The sequence below is a fragment of the Dokdonella sp. genome, assembly GCF_035703485.1.
Lineage (GTDB): Bacteria > Pseudomonadota > Gammaproteobacteria > Xanthomonadales > Rhodanobacteraceae > Dokdonella.
This window is the reverse complement of sequence record NZ_DASSYD010000127.1, coordinates 1-16,408: the sequence shown is the minus strand read 5'-3', so window position 1 is coordinate 16,408 and position 16,408 is coordinate 1. Positions and strand designations below refer to the sequence as shown.

General features: G+C 62.1%; 17 protein-coding genes. 6 read left to right on the top strand and 11 right to left on the bottom strand.

Annotation, left to right across the window (positions count from 1 at the left end):
• Nucleotides 1-73 precede the first annotated feature (73 nt).
• Nucleotides 74-835, bottom strand: a complete 762-nt coding sequence (locus VFN25_RS09650) for a type 1 glutamine amidotransferase (RefSeq protein WP_325141281.1) — start codon at nucleotides 833-835, stop codon at nucleotides 74-76.
• 121 nt (nucleotides 836-956) lie between these two features.
• On the opposite strand from VFN25_RS09650, the gene VFN25_RS09645 reads away from it, so the two are divergent.
• Nucleotides 957-1,364 carry a YchJ family protein gene (locus VFN25_RS09645; protein ID WP_325141279.1) on the top strand — a complete coding sequence of 136 codons (408 nt, stop codon included), beginning with the start codon at nucleotides 957-959 and terminating at the stop codon, nucleotides 1,362-1,364.
• Nucleotides 1,365-1,434: 70 nt separating this feature from the next.
• On the top strand, nucleotides 1,435-3,387 hold the full coding sequence (locus VFN25_RS09640; protein ID WP_325141277.1) for a S9 family peptidase: 1,953 nt from the start codon (nucleotides 1,435-1,437) through the stop codon (nucleotides 3,385-3,387).
• A 65-nt stretch (nucleotides 3,388-3,452) separates the two neighbouring features.
• Here the strand turns inward: VFN25_RS09640 and VFN25_RS09635 are convergent, their stop codons facing one another.
• From VFN25_RS09635 to trmY, 10 genes are all read right to left on the bottom strand, one after another.
• On the bottom strand, nucleotides 3,453-3,824 hold the full coding sequence (locus VFN25_RS09635; RefSeq protein ID WP_325141275.1) for a tudor domain-containing protein: 372 nt from the start codon (nucleotides 3,822-3,824) through the stop codon (nucleotides 3,453-3,455).
• A 171-nt stretch (nucleotides 3,825-3,995) separates the two neighbouring features.
• Nucleotides 3,996-4,181, bottom strand: coding sequence for a hypothetical protein (locus tag VFN25_RS09630; protein WP_325141272.1), 186 nt, complete (start codon nucleotides 4,179-4,181; stop codon nucleotides 3,996-3,998).
• Between the two features lie 107 nt (nucleotides 4,182-4,288).
• Entirely contained in the window at nucleotides 4,289-5,641 is a 1,353-nt protein-coding gene (locus VFN25_RS09625) for a sensor histidine kinase (protein WP_325141270.1), read from the bottom strand.
• Nucleotides 5,642-5,657: 16 nt separating this feature from the next.
• The gene (locus VFN25_RS09620; protein ID WP_325141268.1) at nucleotides 5,658-6,338 is read right to left on the bottom strand and encodes a response regulator transcription factor; all 681 of its coding nucleotides are present in this window, start codon (nucleotides 6,336-6,338) and stop codon (nucleotides 5,658-5,660) included.
• 161 nt (nucleotides 6,339-6,499) lie between these two features.
• On the bottom strand, nucleotides 6,500-8,347 hold the full coding sequence (locus VFN25_RS09615; protein WP_325141265.1) for an ABC transporter ATP-binding protein: 1,848 nt from the start codon (nucleotides 8,345-8,347) through the stop codon (nucleotides 6,500-6,502).
• 94 nt (nucleotides 8,348-8,441) lie between these two features.
• Complete coding sequence (locus VFN25_RS09610) at nucleotides 8,442-9,542, bottom strand: succinylglutamate desuccinylase/aspartoacylase family protein (RefSeq protein WP_325141263.1); 1,101 nt, start codon at nucleotides 9,540-9,542, stop codon at nucleotides 8,442-8,444.
• Entirely contained in the window at nucleotides 9,539-10,444 is a 906-nt protein-coding gene (gene rimK / locus VFN25_RS09605; RefSeq protein ID WP_325141261.1) for a 30S ribosomal protein S6--L-glutamate ligase, read from the bottom strand. Before rimK ends, VFN25_RS09610 begins: the two co-directional genes overlap by 4 nt.
• Before the next feature lie 30 nt (nucleotides 10,445-10,474).
• Complete coding sequence (locus tag VFN25_RS09600; RefSeq protein WP_325141259.1) at nucleotides 10,475-11,050, bottom strand: ATP-dependent zinc protease; 576 nt, start codon at nucleotides 11,048-11,050, stop codon at nucleotides 10,475-10,477.
• A gap of 179 nt (nucleotides 11,051-11,229) precedes the next feature.
• Nucleotides 11,230-11,583: a YkgJ family cysteine cluster protein gene (locus VFN25_RS09595; protein WP_325141257.1), complete on the bottom strand. Its 354-nt coding sequence runs from the start codon at nucleotides 11,581-11,583 to the stop codon at nucleotides 11,230-11,232.
• Between the two features lie 222 nt (nucleotides 11,584-11,805).
• Nucleotides 11,806-12,408, bottom strand: a complete 603-nt coding sequence (gene trmY, locus VFN25_RS09590) for a tRNA (pseudouridine(54)-N(1))-methyltransferase TrmY (protein ID WP_325141255.1) — start codon at nucleotides 12,406-12,408, stop codon at nucleotides 11,806-11,808.
• 287 nt (nucleotides 12,409-12,695) lie between these two features.
• Between trmY and VFN25_RS09585 the strand changes: the two genes are divergently transcribed.
• From VFN25_RS09585 to VFN25_RS09570, 4 genes are all read left to right on the top strand, one after another.
• Nucleotides 12,696-13,943 carry a DUF819 domain-containing protein gene (locus VFN25_RS09585; protein WP_325141253.1) on the top strand — a complete coding sequence of 416 codons (1,248 nt, stop codon included), beginning with the start codon at nucleotides 12,696-12,698 and terminating at the stop codon, nucleotides 13,941-13,943.
• Nucleotides 13,944-14,225: 282 nt separating this feature from the next.
• Nucleotides 14,226-14,846, top strand: coding sequence for a CDP-alcohol phosphatidyltransferase family protein (locus VFN25_RS09580; protein WP_325141251.1), 621 nt, complete (start codon nucleotides 14,226-14,228; stop codon nucleotides 14,844-14,846).
• Nucleotides 14,843-15,442 carry a lysophospholipid acyltransferase family protein gene (locus tag VFN25_RS09575; protein ID WP_325141249.1) on the top strand — a complete coding sequence of 200 codons (600 nt, stop codon included), beginning with the start codon at nucleotides 14,843-14,845 and terminating at the stop codon, nucleotides 15,440-15,442. Before VFN25_RS09580 ends, VFN25_RS09575 begins: the two co-directional genes overlap by 4 nt.
• Complete coding sequence (locus VFN25_RS09570; protein ID WP_414648923.1) at nucleotides 15,439-16,380, top strand: phosphatidate cytidylyltransferase; 942 nt, start codon at nucleotides 15,439-15,441, stop codon at nucleotides 16,378-16,380. Before VFN25_RS09575 ends, VFN25_RS09570 begins: the two co-directional genes overlap by 4 nt.
• The last annotated feature ends 28 nt before the right edge of the window (nucleotides 16,381-16,408 follow it).

Sequence of the window (16,408 nt, the reverse complement as noted above, 5' to 3'; positions counted from 1 at the left end):
GTTTTCCCTCCCCCCCCCTGCGAGAAGAAAGCCAAAGCCCGACAGACTCGACCCGAGTCGCTGGGTCAGGCCTTCAAGCCAACGCAAGCTCGCGCATCGAAACGACCGGGGCTCGCCGCGCCGGGCCAATCCGATCAAGAAAGCGACTGAACACGGTATGCGCGGATGCCCGCATCGTTGCCATCGCCTGCCGTGTCTGCGCCAGGATCGATGCCGCATCCTGACCTGCTCCGGCGGCGACCAGTTCGGCGTGGTAGCGCGGCAAGCCGACCCAGCGCTCGATCAGGGCCTGATCCATTTCCAGATGGAACTGGAATCCGTAGGCATTGCGGCCGTAGCGGAAGGCCTGGTTTTCGCAGGTTTCGGTGCGGGCCAGATGACTTGCGCCGTGCGGTATCGCAAAGGTTCGGCTATGCCACTGGAACACCGGTGAGCGCGATCCAAGTCCGCTGACCAGATCATCCACGCGGCCCAGCGGGTTGGCTTCAAGCTCGTACCAGCCAATCTCGGGCTGGCGGTTGCGAATCACCGCCGCACCGAGCGCATGGGCGAGCAATTGCGCACCGAGGCAAATGCCGAGTATTGGCTTGTCCTGCTTCAGCGCCTGCTCGATCACGCCCAGTTCGGTACGCAGATGGCGGCGCGTGGCCTGCTCCTCGACGTTCATCGGCCCGCCAAGCACAATCAGCCCGTCGTAGCGATCCATGCAGGGCTGCGCGTCAGGCTGGCGCTCGAAGTTGACGAAGCGCATGCGATGGCCGCGGCGCCGGATCAACGGATCCAGAGTCCCCAGGGGCTCGGCGGCAACATGCTGGAAGACGAGGATGCGCGACATGGAACTCGGGAAGAGGAAAGCCGGAATCGAACACCCTAGCGTATTGACGTCTGGACGTCCAAATGCCAAATCGTTCCATCGATATGCAGCCGCGCCAGCGCGCCGCTCCGGAATCCATTGAATGAAAGTCCCCTGCCCTGAACAATGCCCCTGCTCGAAAGAACGACGCTACGCCACTTGCTGTGCGCGCTGGCACGGCGGAACAGCGGCTCCCGATGCCGAGTCACTGATGCGCTCGCGCTACAGCGCCTATGCATTGGGGCTATCCGCCTACCTGATCGAAACCTGGCATGCCTCGACGCGACCGGCGACACTCGATCTCGCAGAAATGCCGGGCCAACGCACGATCTGGCTCGGCCTCAGCGTGAACAATCATCGCGTCATCGACGAGCGCCACGCGGAAGTGGAATTCATCGCCCGCTACCGCGTCGGTGGCGGACGCGCATCACGCCTGCATGAGCGCAGCCGCTTTGTCCGCGAGGACGGTCGCTGGTTTTATCTGGATGGACAGATGGACCCGCAAGCATGACTTGCACAACTTGCGCGCCACCGGCGCTGTGCTAGCGTCCATCTTCCTGAATAGAGATGGGGAGTCTCCCATGCATTGCCGAACCCTGATCCTGCTGTCTCTGCTCGCGCTCGCCGCCTGCAGCCCCGCGCCCGAATCACCGACGTCGGTTGCCGACACACCGTCGACCACGCCAGCGGCCGAAGTTGTGCAGCCGGTCAAGCAGCATCCGATCGAGGATTTCATCGACACAACCGGTGTTGCCGGTGCGTCATTCTCGCCGGATGAAAGCCGGATCCTGTTCTCGTCGAACAAATCCGGTGTCTGGAATGCCTACACGATGCCGACCAGCGGCGGTGAGTGGACGCCAGTTACCACCTCGACCACCGACAACACCTTCTCGCAAGCCTGGTTCCCGGCCGATGATCGCAAACTGGTCACTCGCGACCAGGGCGGCAACGAGCTCAACCATCTCTATGTCATCGAAGCCGATGGCAGCGAGAAGGATCTGACCCCCGGAGAAAACCTCAAGGCTCAATTCCTCGACTTCAACCCGGACGGCACCGCTTTTTATGTCGGCACCAACGAACGAGACGAGAAGTTCTTCGACCTCTATCGCTATGACGCAAAGACCTACCAGCGCAGCCGCCTTTTCGAAAACAAGGAGGGCTATGAAATAGGCGCGCTCTCGCCCGACGAGCGCTGGTTGGCGTTGTCGAAGACGCGCACGACCAACGACAACAACCTGTTTCTGCACGACCGCAACAGCGGCAAGACCATCGACCTCACCCCGCACACCGGCAATGCGAGTTATTCGGCCGAGACCTTTTCAGCCGATTCGGCCAATCTGCTCTATCTCAGCGATGAGGGCAGCGAGTTCAAGCGTCTGCGTCGCTATGTGATCGCCGATGGCAAGCACGAGGATGTGCAGTCCGCAGCGTGGGATATCGTCTATGCGCGCTATTCCCAAAATGGCAAGTATCTCGTCGTCGGCACCAATGTCGATGGCAGCACCGAAGTCAGCATCACCGATACGGCCAGCAAGCAGCCCATCAACCTGCCCGAACTGCCGGCCGGCGAGATTCGTGGCGTGTCGATCGCGCGTTCGGAAAACAGCATGGCCTTCTATGTCAACGGTGATCGCCAGCCGAACGAACTCTATACGCTGACTTTCGGCGCGCCCGAGGCCAAGCGCCTGACCACTTCGTTGAGCCCGAAGATCAATGCCGATGAGTTGGTCGACTCCAGCGTCGTGCGCTTCAAGAGCTTCGACGGTATGGAGATCCCGAACATCTTGTGGAAACCGCATCAGGCCACCGCCAGCAACAAACTGCCGGCTCTGGTTCTGGTCCATGGCGGCCCCGGTGGGCAGACCACGCGTGGCTACAACACCATTGCCCAGTTCCTCGCCAACAATGGCTATGTCGTGCTCGGCATCAACAATCGCGGCAGTTCCGGCTACGGCAAGACCTTCTTCGCCGCCGACGACCAGAAGCACGGCCACGAACCGTTGCAGGATTGCGTCGAGGCGAAGACCTACCTGCAGTCACTCGACTATGTCGATGGCGAGCGCATCGGCATCATCGGCGGCAGCTATGGCGGCTACATGACCCTGGCCGCGCTGGCCTTCCATCCCGAGGAATTCAAGGTTGGCGTCGACCTGTTCGGGGTCAGCAACTGGTTGCGCACGCTGGAGAGCATCCCGCCGTACTGGGAGAGTTTCCGCGAGGCGCTGTATCAGGAGATCGGCAACCCTGAAACTCAGCGCGACATGCTCATCGCGATTTCGCCGTTGTTCCACGCTGACAAGATCACCAAACCGCTGATGGTGCTGCAGGGAAAGAATGATCCGCGCGTGATCCTCGCCGAATCCGATGACATCGTTGCCGCCGTGCGCAAGAACAATGTGCCGGTCGAATATGTTGTCTTCGACGACGAGGGGCACGGCTTCAGCAAGAAGAAAAACCAGATCGAAGGCTACGGCAAGATTCTGGTCTTCCTCGACACGTACCTGAAGGGTGACGGCCCGGCCAAAGCGCCCTGATCGCGCTGCGCTCAATTTCACGCGGTCCGCACTTTGCGGGCCGCGTGTCCGTGGCAGTTCGCGGACTATTTGGATCGACAGGCTCCCGTACTGAGGCGTTCTCGATCGCCATCGTCGTACTTGATGTCGAGCTTGTTGCCATCCTTGCTGATCCCGGTGATCTGACCGTCATACCAGTCGGCGCCTCCGGACCAGCGGCACTGAACTCGCGTTCCAAGCCCCCAGGTGTACGGACGGACCTGCTTTGAGGAGACCGTCTCGCGGGTGCCGTCATCGTAGATGATGGTGACCTTGTTGCCGCTACGGCTTTGCACGACACCGGGAAACCAGTAGCCGCCCCCATGCCAATTGCCGAGTACCCAATCGCCAGGCGATTGCGCTGCCGCCCCCGCGCAGATCAGCAAGCCGATCATCAGTGCCAGCAGAATCTTTTTCATCGCCACTCCCCGATCATCAACGGATGTCAGTGGAGTCTACAAACTTTTCCTCCGCGCGCACGCGCCGGATACATGCTCCGGAACCAGGCGCTGGCGAAAAGGCACCCTGAATGCAGATAAAAAAAGGCGCCGAGTCAGACCCGGCGCCATGATCGTGGGGAGAAAGAACAATCAGTTCTTGGCGACGCACTTGCCGTTCTTGACCACTTCGCCCTTGGCGCAATGATGCGCGCGGGTTTGCGCGTGCTTCGCTGGCGCATTGGCCGGAGTTGCCGGAGTCGTGGTCGGGGTGGCGGCGAATGCAGCGGCGCTGACAAGGCCGAAGGCAAGGGCTGCGAGGGTGCTGGTAATCTTCATGGCATTGCTTCCATTGTGGGTTGTCTGTTCGGACCCCGGTGGTTGGCCGGTGAGTGCAGAATGCTCCGCTGCCGATTTCACCCGCCTTTCCGCTTCATTAAATCTTTTTAATGTTGAGGCAACGCAAACGCGAGCCGCACGCGAAGCCCGGGCCGGGCCGACTCAAGGCGCAGGTCGGCACCGTGGCGAATCGCGATCGCGCGCACGACACTCAAGCCGAGCCCGCTGCCGACCGTGCCGCGATGCTGTTCGAGGCGAACGAAACGATCAAACACACGCTCGCGCTGGTCATCGGCGATGCCGGGCCCCTGATCGCTGATCACGAGCACCGCCTCGTCGCCCTCGCGGGTCAGCGTTACCGAAATGTCGCTGTCCTCGCCGGCGTACTTGATCGCATTGTCGAGCAGGTTCGAGACCATCTGAAACAGCAGATCGCGATCACCGACGATACTTGCGCGGGCCACGCGCATGAGCAGATGTTGCGACTTCGTTTCGGCCAGCGCCTGCCAGAGCTCAGCCGCGTCATTGACCACTGCATCGAGAGCAATCGCCTCCATCGGTGCGGTCTGAGTGGCTTCGATACGGGCCAGCCGCAACAGGCTGTTGAAGGTGGCGACCAGCTGATCGATTTCGGCGATCGCGGCATCCAGATTGCGCTGTGAAGCCTCCCCCGCGCTATCCGCTTCGATCGCTTCGAGCCGCGCCTTCAGGCGCATCAAGGGCGTGCGCAGATCATGGGCAATCGCGTCGGTTGAGTGCTGGATGCCGCCGACCAGATCCTGGATGCGGTCGAGCATGCGGTTGAGGGTGCGTCCAAGTCGCGCAAAGCCATCATTGCCGGGGCGCTCGGGCACGCGTTCGTCGAGGTGTCCTGTAGCAACGCGGTCAACGGTATCCAGGGAAGCCAGCAACGAACGGTTGATCGAGCGTCGCAACAACCAGCCAAGCAACACCGAGAGCAAGGCCAGCAGGGCAAGGCTGACCGCACCGAGGCGCGTGATCAGCTCGCGCAAACGCTCCTGGGCACCGGTGGTCCTGCCGGTCACGAGCCAGCCCCCTCCGCGCAGCTGATGGGCAAAGGCGAGCACCTCGTCGCTTTCTGGCGCATCCCGTGAGGGATAGCGGATCCAGCCACCTCGGCTGGGCAGCTTGACGGTCAGTTCCTTGCGCCGACCGGCAAGCACCTTGCCGCTCGGCGCAATCAGCAAGTACACCGCATCCCGGTTGTTCGGCGACTGACTGCGCTCGGCGATCGTGCGTATCAAGCCGCTGCGGCCATCGCTGCGATACACCTCCATCAAGGCCTGGTATTCAAGGGTGACCGCCTGCTCGATATCCCGCTCCAGCAGGTGATCGAAAGCCCAGAAACTGACTGCGCCGACCACGCCAAATGCGATCAGCAACAGGCAGCCGTAGATCAGAACGATTCGATGCAGACCGGAATGAAAGCGCGCGCGCATGCTGCAATCTCGCTGGTCAGCTTCTGAGACCGAGCAGGTAGCCAGAGCCACGCACCGTGTGCAGCAGGGCGGTGTCGCGATCACGGTCGAGCTTCTGTCGCAGGCGCGAGATATGCACGTCGATGACATTGGTCTGCGGATCGAAGTGATAGTCCCAGACCGCCTCCAGCAACATGGTCCGGGTCACCACCTGATCGGCGTGGCGCATCAGGTATTCGAGCAGGCGGAACTCGCGCGGTTGCAGCTCGATCAGCTGTCCACCACGGCGCACACGGCGCTTGAGCAGATCCATTTCCAGATCGGCAACGCGCAGGCGCGTCACTTCCGCGGCGCTGCCCGATTGCCGGCGCAGCAGGGCTTCGAGCCGCGCCAGCACTTCGACAAATGCGAACGGCTTGGCCAGGTAGTCGTCCGCGCCATGGCGCAGGCCTTCGACGCGTTGTTCAACCTCGGCCAGCGATGAAAGCATCAGCACGGGAATGCGGTTTCCGTCCGCACGCAATCGGCGCACGATCTCGATGCCATCGAGGCCAGGCAACATGCGATCGAGCACGATCGCATCGTAGCTTTCATGCTGCGCCCGATGCAGGCCATCGACGCCGCTGGCCAGCGCGTCGGCATTGTGACCGGCTTCACGCAAGCCCTTGCTGACGAAATTGGCAATCACCGGATCATCTTCAACGATCAACACGCGCATGCCGGGCACGCTCCCGCAGGGATATCGCCCTCCGCCGGTTTTTGCCTGAGCTTGCGACTGCTGAGTCGAACGCCAACGCACCGCGTGCAGCGAAGGTTCGCGCGGGTGCGGACTGCGACAACAAACGATGCGCCCGGTTCCGTCGACCCGGCAGAAACCGGCTACTGGTAGCCCTTCGCCTGCAGCGAGAACAGATGCGCGTAATGGCCTTCCTGCGCCACGAGTTGCTGGTGGTTGCCGTGCTCGATGATGCAGCCGTCCTGAATGACGATGATCTGGTCGGCCATGCGTACCGTCGAGAAGCGGTGCGAGATCAGGATCACAATGCGATTTTTCGACAGCGCGCGGAAGTGCTCGAAGATGGTCGCCTCAGCTTCGGCATCCATTGCCGCCGTCGGTTCGTCGAGGACGAGGATGTCGGCCTGTGAGCGCATGAAGGCACGCGCCAGGGCGATCTTCTGCCATTGGCCGCCGGACAGTTCACGGCCATCGTTGAACCACTTGCCGAGCTGGGTGTTGTAGCCGCCAGGCAGGCCTTCGATGAATTCGTCGGCCATGCCTTTTGCGCTGGCTTCGCGCCAGCGGGCTTCGTCTTCGAAGTGATTGACGTCGCCGGCACCGATGTTTTCACCGACCCGCATCTGGTAGCGTGCAAAATCCTGAAAGATCACGCCGATGCGCCGGCGCAGTGCGTTCTCGTCCCAGTCGACCAGATCAACGCCATCAAGCAGGATGCGCCCACTATCCGGCGCGTAGAGCCGCGTCAGCAGCTTGATCAAGGTGGTCTTGCCGGAACCATTCTGACCAACCAGAGCCAGCGATTCGCCGGGTCGGATATGCAGGCTGATGTCGTGCAGGGTCGGCGAATCGGCACCGGGATAGGTGAAGCTGACATTTTCGAAACGGATGCCGTCGCTGGGATCGGTACCCACCAACGCCGTACCCGTGGGCGCACGCACCGGCGTTTCCAGATACTCATAGAGAGTCGACAGGTAGAGGTTGTCTTCGTACATGCCGCCAATCGAGGACAGGATCGCCGAGACCGCCGACTGGCCCTGGCGAAACAGCATGAAATACATGGTCATCTGGCCGAGGGTGATGCGCCCCATGACTGTGGTGAAGGCAATCCAGGCGTAGGCGCCGTAGAGCGTCAGCGTACCGATCAGGCCGAGGCCGAGGCCCCAACTGTCGCGACGCAGGGTCAGCGCGCGATCGGCGCTGTAGAGTTTGTGGAAAATGGCGCGGTAGCGATCAAGCAGCAGCGGGCCGAGGCCAAACAGTTTGACTTCCTTGGCCCCATCCTCACGCGCGAGAACAGTCTCCAGATACATCTGCTTGCGTGTTTCCGGCGAGCGCCAGCGAAACAGCGTGAAGGCTTCGCCGGAGAACCGGGTCTCGGCGATAAACGCCGGCAGGCCGGCCAATACCAGGATCAACATCGCCCACGGCGAAAAGCTGATCAGCAAGGCGGCATAGCTGGCCAGGGCAATCAGGTTCTGGGCCAGTCCGAAAGTGCGATTGACCAGCGACAGCGGCCGACTCGATGCCTCGCGGCGCGCGCGCGTGAGCTTGTCGTAAAACTCTGAATCCTCGAAATGGGCCAGATCGAGGGTCAGCGCCTTGTCCAGGATCATTTCGTTGACGCGCTGCCCGAGCTGCGCGCGCAACAGGGATTGGCAGAACGAAATGCCGCGCTGGGCGGCGGCCATCAAGGTAACCAGCAGACCTTCAAAGGCGACCAGCCAGAACACCCGGGTCAGATGTTCCTCGCCGTTGCCGTGTACGGCCTGTGCCGCCGAGACCACCGCATCGACGATATGCGCGCCGACCCAGGCGATGCCGGCCGGCAACAATCCGGCGCTCAGGGTGAGCAGCGCCAGGGCAATGGTCAGCGGGCGGCTCGTGCTCCAGACCAGCTCCACCGCGCGACGGCTGTACTGAAACGTGCCACGAATGCCGCGGATCGGGTTGCCGCCAGCCGTCGCCGGTGGAGATTTGTGCGCGATCATCTAGTTCGGCCAGGTCACGGTTGCGGGAATCAGGGAGATGAGGACGATCTGGCCTCATGAAAGGTCCGGCGCCTGCGCGCACGCTGTAGCAATGTCAGGACCCTTCGTCGTCGACAAGCAGTGGATCGGCTTCGAGCGCGCCGTGGACGTTTTCGACGTGTTCTTCGGCTACGCCCGGATCGTGCATGTGGGCGATGTTCATCAGCGCGTCGCCGCTGTTGACGATTGGCAGCATCGTACAGCCGATGATCAGACCGTCGACGCTGGCCAGCACGTCCATTTCGACATCGCCGAACGGATCGGAAACCACGCCAAGCCGCTCGCCTTTCTCGACCGCCGCACCGAGCGTCTTGAACATGCGCAGGATGCCGCCGCAAGGTGCCCGCACCCAGCGACTCGCCGAGGTCTCCAGCGGCTTGCGGCGCTTCTCTGCCGGGTTGCGCGCCGGCAGCATGTGCAGGGCCTGAAGGACGCCGAGGATACCGCGCACGCCGGCGCGGACCGGCAGCTCATCGAAGCGCAGCGCCTCGCCAGCCTCGTAAAGCAGGGTCTCGACACCGAGCGACTGGGCGGCGGCGCGCAGCGAGCCTTCGCGCACGCTCGAAGTCAGCGTGATCGGCGCGGCAAACGCGCGCGCCAGATCGATCACGCGCGGCGAGCTGTCCGGACTGATGCGGATCTGCGGCAGGTTCATGCGGTGCACCGCCGCGCTATGCAGATCGATACCGAACTCGCAACGCTTGACCACTTCATTGAGGAACAAGTCAGCCAGTTGTGCGGCCAGCGAGCCGCGGCCCGATCCCGGAAAGCAGCGATTGAGGTCACGCCGGTCGGGCAGGTAGCGCGACTGGTTGAGGAAACCGAACACGTTGACGATCGGAATCGCCAGCACGGTGCCGGCAATGCGGTTCAAGCCGCTGCTGCGCAGGACCCGACGGATGATCTCGACGCCGATAATTTCGTCGCCATGCACGGCCGCCGAGAGAAAGATCACCGGCCCCGGCTTGCGCCCATGGATGACATGCACCGGCAGGTTCACCGGGATGTGATTGGCGAGCACGCCAACCGGCAGTTCAATGGTCGCCCGGGTGCCCGGCGCGATGCGGTGTTCGCCGATCTCGAAGGCGGGGCGCGCGGACTTCTTCGCCTGGCCAGCCGCTTTCGCGGATCCGCTTCTACGCGCCGGCGCGCTCATCCGCGTCCCTTGGTCCTGTTCTTGCCGGGTTTGGCGTTGCGCTCGATGAAATCGATGATCAGGCCGGCGACGTCGATGCCGGTTGCCTTCTCCACGCCTTCCAGGCCCGGCGAGGAATTGACCTCCATGACCACCGGACCGTGATTGGAGCGGAGCATGTCCACGCCGCAGACATTCAGACCCATCGCCTTGGCCGCGCGAATGGCCGTGGAACGTTCCTCGGCGGTGATCTTGATCGTCTTCGCGGTGCCACCGCGATGCAGGTTCGAGCGGAACTCACCCTCGGCACCGGTGCGCCGCATCGCCGCGACGACCTTGCCGCCGATGACGAAGGCGCGGATGTCCTCGCCACCAGCTTCCTTGATGAACTCCTGGACGAGAATATTGACGTGCGCACCGCGGAAGGCCTCGACAATCGACTTCGCCGAACGCTGGGTATCGGCAAGGACCACACCGATTCCCTGGGTGCCCTCGAGCAGCTTGATCACGACCGGCGCATTGCCGACCACATTCAGCACTTCCTCGGTCTGCTTGGGATCGTGCGCGAACGCGGTCACCGGCAAGCCGATGCCATCACGCGCGAGCAATTGCATCGAGCGCAACTTGTCCCGTGCGCGACCGATGCTGACCGACTCGTTGAGCGGGTACACACCCATCATCTCGAACTGGCGCAGCACGGCCAGGCCATAGAACGTGATCGAGGCGCCGATGCGCGGAATCACCGCGTCATAACCGGTCAGTTTCTGCGTGTTGTAGTAGACCTCGGGGCGGTGCGAGGTGATGTTCATGTAGCAGCGCAAGGTATTGACGATATCAAGGGTATGACCCCTGGCCTGTGCAGCTTCAACGAGGCGCTTGTGCGAATACAGGTTGGCATTGCGCGCAAGCATCAGGATCTTCATCGGGGTTCTCCGTAATTCATCTGTCGTGCGCTATCTGGATTTTGATTTTCTTGTAACGGGACGAGGCGCCAGCGCGGCAGCGGGATGTCCGGCCAGACGCGTTCGCGCAGGATCAACAACAAATCGCCCCTTCAGCGCGGAACGACCGATCAGCATCGGCAACTCCATGTCCGAGCGATCTGTCAGGGTCACTTCGGTTGACCAGGTCTGCCCGGCCATGCTCAGCTCAAGCAGGATGACCGGACGGATCTGGCTGCTGCCGATCGAACTTTTCACCGACCGGTGTTCAGCCAGCGGCAGGCGAAAGCGGTGGGTTCTGGATTGGTCGATATCGGGCAGATCGAATTCTACCCAGATCGCCGAGCGATGTTTGATGTAGATGATATCGACCGCATGCAAGGCTGAGGTGCGCGCCCCGGTATCAAGCTTGGCAAGCAGGCGGATGCCGCCGAGTGTCGACAGCAAGACCGACTCCTTCCAGCCAAGCACCTGCTTTTTGCCAACGCTGCGCAGCGGCTTGATCCCGGCCTGGACTTTCTTTGCCGGCGCGCGCGCGCGACTCGGCCTGTCGGCATTCGAATCGGATTTGTCTGGAGATCCTGACATTGCGCGACTATACGCGGCTCGCTCGGCGGCATGCAGTCAGGCCGCCTGCAGCGGTCAGCGGCGACGTCTGGCTTGCCGCCCAGGCACGATCGAACGCAACCCGAACCTCGTCCTCGACAGACCCGGGCGCGACGCCGAAACCGGCAATGAATCCCGATCGAAAACGCGACAGCTGATGATCAAACCAGCACCTGCCGCGTACTCGCCAGAAACGCGTGGATCTCCTCTTCGGTCCGCGTATCGATCATGTACACCGGCCGTTGACCGTTCGGACACAGCAAGCGCGGCGTCGTGCCGAAGAGCCGGCAGATCAGGGGGCGCTCGGCATAGACCTCGCAGCCGTGTGTGCCGAGATGCGGGCAGCTCAGTTCGGCCAGTGCAGCGGCATGTTCGGCTTCAGTCTTGACCGGCAGCCTGGCCATTTCCTCGGATGAGCCGGTAACCGGCCCGCAGCAATCATGGCAGCCGACAATGCAGGTAAACGAGGGGATGCGCGCACGCAACGCATCAATCTTGCGGTTATTGGTATCCATCCCTCAGGCCTCTTGTTCGCGCTCTGTGCAGTGTTTGCGTGACCACGGTATCCCAGATGCTGGCCAGGATCGACCCGGTCGCACCGCTTGCGGGCAACGCCGACCAACTCGCCGGCTGCGTTCGGAACAGGTGCGATGTGCCGTGGAGTCCGCCAACGAAAATTTCGAAAGACTTCGGCTGCAAGCCGTCCGATCTTTCAAACGGATAATTCCTCCGTCCCCTTATTGGGGTCCGCGAAGATCCAGCTCATGGTGAATGAGGACAACGCACTGCGATGCAAACAGCATTCGCGTTCCGAGGCTGATTTTCTTTGCACCGAGCCGTTCCAGGCTGTTGAAGCTTTTCTTCGGCATCGGTATGTGGTCGGTGAGCAGGAAACACGGGGTGCCGGAAAACCTCATGTCGCGAATCGACTCGCCCTTCTTGTCCATGACAAACAATTGATGATCCATGGCCAACTCAGCCACGAGTTTCTCGAAGCTGATCGTGCGCACGGTGATGCCTGGCTCGACAAGGCGACTCTCTTCCTTGCCCATTCCCTTCGAGGCATCCAGTGCCCTGGCAATCTTGCCGAGCAAGGCCTGTTCGTGAAAGCCGCCGATATCGCGCATGTCATTGGCACTGAAACGGATCGTTCGCGAGAAGTCGGCGGTGCTTTCGAGCACGAGGTACACCACGACGTCGGCACGATGCGATTGCGCCACGAACATCGCGTTCATCAAGGTGTGGGCGAGGATTTCCGTGTGCGCCTCTTTGCCAACCGCCGCCAGCAGGCTGTGACTGTCGGTCGGGGCTGATCGCGCTCTGAGTACAAGAACTCGCATCGCAGTGTCCTTCGAGCCAACAGGTTCCGGAGTCTGCAGGATTCTTGCACGCCGACTGCGGGGAATCCTGATCGGCGCACTCTGCCATTCACCGCGTCGTGTGGGTAAATCCGCAGCCGGAATCGGCGAAGTATAGGCGAGGCACGCTGACGATAGACCAGAGACCCACAACGCTTGAACGCTTCATCGAGCTGAAATTCCCACCGCCTATTCAGTGATCCTGTTGATGACAATGTGCGAGGATCGGACTCCCAGCTATTCCTCTTCGACTGGAACTGAACAACAGAATGCAGGAAATTGAAATCTCGACCGCGCTGATCACCGATGACACCGTGGTCATGGGCCTACTGGCAGTCTCACTTGGTCTGGTGTTCTGGACCGCCGCGCGCCCGACTGGCTTCTTCAAACGCTTCTATACCTATGTGCCGGCGCTGCTGCTTTGCTATTTCATCCCGGCCATTTTCAACAGCACCGGCCTGATTGATGGCAACGCCAGCGGCCTGTATCCGATGGCACGTGACTATCTGCTGCCAGTTGCCCTGGTCTTGCTGACCCTGTCGATTGATTTCGAGGGCATCCGCCGCATGGGGCCGAAGGCGATCATCATGTTTCTCGTCGGCACCCTTGGCGTGATGTTCGGTGCGGTGTTCGCATTCGGCGTGTTCGAGATCATTTCGCCACAGACGGTGGCCGGCGACACCTGGCGTGGCATGACCACGGTGGCCGGAAGCTGGATCGGCGGCGGCGCCAACCAGGCCGCGATGAAGGAAGTGTTCGCGGTCGACAGTAATCTGTTCGGACAATTCATTGCCGTGGATGTGCTGGTCGCCAACGTCTGGATGGCGGTGATCCTTTTCCTCGCCGGACGCGCCGAAGCCTTTGATCGATGGACCGGCGCCGACACCAGCGCGATCGATGACATGAAACGTCGGATCGAGAGTTTCAACGCCGAGCATGCACGCATGCCGGCTTTGAACGACGTCATGGTGATTCTCGCGATCGGACTCGGCGCAATGGGTGTGTCGCACGCCATCGGCAAGCCGCTTGCTGCATGGATCGGCGAGACGGCGCCCGTACTCGCGCGCTACAGCCTGACCTCGGGTTTCTTCTGGGTGGTGGTGATCGCCACCACGATCGGGCTGGCCTTGAGCTTCACCCGTGCACGCCGACTCGAAGGTGCCGGCGCATCAAGAATCGGTTCGGCGGCGCTGTATGTGCTGGTTGCAACCATCGGCATGCACATGGATATCGGCGCCCTGTTCGATCGACCGCGCCTGTTCGCGCTCGGATTCTGCTGGATCTCGGTCCATGCCCTGGTCATGCTCGGTATCGCCAAGCTGATTCGCGCACCGCTGTTTTTCATGGCCGTCGGCTCGCAAGCCAATATCGGCGGCGCTGCCAGTGCACCAGTCGTCGCCAGCGCCTTCCATCCAAGTCTGGCCCCGGTTGGCGTGCTCATGGCCGTGCTCGGCTACGCGCTGGGCACCTACTGCGCGTGGCTGACCGGATTGATGCTGCAGGCGATGGCTGGCTGAGAACCGAAGCCTCTCATCACTCGGCCTGAGCGGCGCCCGGCTTGTTTTTCGGGCGCCGGAATGAAATGCCGAGCACCACTCCTTTGTCGCCGTCACGCAGGCAGGGCTCCAGTGACTTTGCTCTCGATGTCCTCGCCGCCTGACCGCGCAGCATCCCTGTCAAGTAAACGCTCGCCTCCCACCTGCCATCAGTCACGACCCCAAGAGAAACGCACACTTGCTGCGGCGCAATTCCGCCATCGCGATTCGATAAGATGGCCGCCTCTCAGGGAGTGGCGCGGGATGCAAGACAACAACCGTCGACCGATCGCGGTGCGCAGTAGCAAATGGGCGAAACGTATTGCTGCCGCACTTGCCGACAGCACGATCACGCCCAACCAGATTTCCTGTATCAGTGTGCTGTTCGCGCTCGCCGGCAGCGCCGCCTTGCTGGTCTGGCCGGGCCGTCTCGGCATGTTGCTGTGCGCGGCAAGCATCCTGCTGCGCTTGCTGTGCAATCTGTTCGACGGCATGGTCGCGGTCGAGGGCGGGCGTGGAACCGTCACCGGTCCGCTCTACAACGAGCTGCCCGACCGCCTCGCCGATTCGCTGTTCCTGGTCGCACTCGGCTACGCCGTTGGCATGCCGTGGCTGGGCTGGCTATGTGCCCTGCTCGCTGCACTGACTGCATACATCCGTACACTCGGTGGTGCGCTCGGGCAGGAGCAGGATTTTCGCGGTCCGATGGCCAAGCCACATCGCATGTGGTTGATGGGTATCGCCCTGGTCGTCGCCGCCGTGGCAATGCCCTGGCAGCAGCAGATCCTGATTGGCACGGGCGCGATCATCGCCATCGGATCGGCGCTGACCTGCATCACGCGAACGCGCGCAATCGCGGCACGCCTGCATGTGCAGCGCACATGATCACCTCGCGCATTCTGGTAGTGCTGGTGCGCCTCCTGGTCGGCGCGCACGGGCGCTGGATCGGCAGCAAGCCGGAGCCCGTGCAGCGAATCTATTTCGCCAATCATTCCAGCCATCTGGACACACTGGCGTTATGGGCCGCCCTGCCACCCGCATTGCGTGCGAGCACCCGCCCGGTCGCCGCGTGCGACTACTGGGGCCACGGCGGAATTCGCGGCTTCATCGCCGATCATGGCTTTCGCGCGGTCTATATCGAGCGCGAGCGCAGCCAGAGCGCGGGCGATCCGCTGCAACCCCTGTGCGACGCGCTCGATGCCGGAGATTCACTGATCATCTTCCCCGAAGGCACGCGCAGTCAGCAGCCGCTGCCGGTGCCGTTCAAGTCCGGCCTGTATCACCTTGCGCAGCGTTTCCCCGACGCCGAGCTGGTAGCGGTTTATCTGGATACCTTGCATCGCTCGATGCCCAAGGGCAGCTGGCTTCCGGTGCCGCTGACCTGCAGCGTGCGCTTTGGTCGCGCCCTGCAGCTGGAGCCGGGCGAGGACAAGGATACTTTTCTGCAACGCGCCCACGCGGCGGTGGTGGAGCTGGCATGAGCATGCACGACAAGTTCTGGATGGTGATGGCTGGCGTACTCGCCCTGCTGGTGTTGGCCAGCGCGATCGGCTGGTGGCTGGCGCGACGTGCGCGCACCGACAGTAGCCGCGAGGTGGTCGCCAATCTCAACGCGCGCATCGGCGCCTGGTGGTGGATGGCAGCGCTGCTATGCGCCTGCTTCGTTCTCGGCCGGCTGACCACGTTGGTGTTTTTCGCACTGGCTTCGGTATTTGCGCTGCGCGAATTCATCACCCTCACGCCAACGCGACGCGGTGATCACCTGCCGCTGGTGCTCTGTTTCTATGTGGCGATCCCCCTGCAGTACTGGCTGATTGGCATCGACTGGTATGGCCTGTTCGCAATCTTCATCCCGGTCTACGGATTCCTCCTGCTGCCGGCGATCACCGCGCTGGTTGGCGACACCGAGAGCTTTCTCGAACGCACCACCAAGATCCAGTGGGGGCTGATGCTGACGGTGTATTGCGTGAGTTATGCGCCAGCGGTTCTGTTGCTGCATATCCCCGGCTACGAGGGCCAGAGCCTGCTGCTGATGCTGTACCTGCTGCTGGTCGTGCAGATCAGCGATGTTTTGCAATACGTGTTCGGCAAGTTGTTCGGCAAGCACAAGGTGGCACCCACGGTCAGTCCATCAAAGACGGTCGAAGGGCTGGTCGGTGGCGGCCTTTCAGCCACCCTCATCGGCACCGGATTATGGTGGATCACCCCGTTCACCCCGCTGGAATCGGCCGGCATGTCGCTGATCATCGTACTCGCCGGCTTTCTTGGCGGACTCGCCCTCTCGGCGGTCAAACGCAGCCTCGGCGCCAAGGACTGGGGCAACATGATCGAGGGCCACGGCGGCATCCTCGATCGACTGGATTCGGTGTGCTTCGCCGCCCCGGTGTTTTTCCACGTGGTGCATTACGCGTACATGTAGGCGCGGCTGTGTATGGCGCTTCAGATCA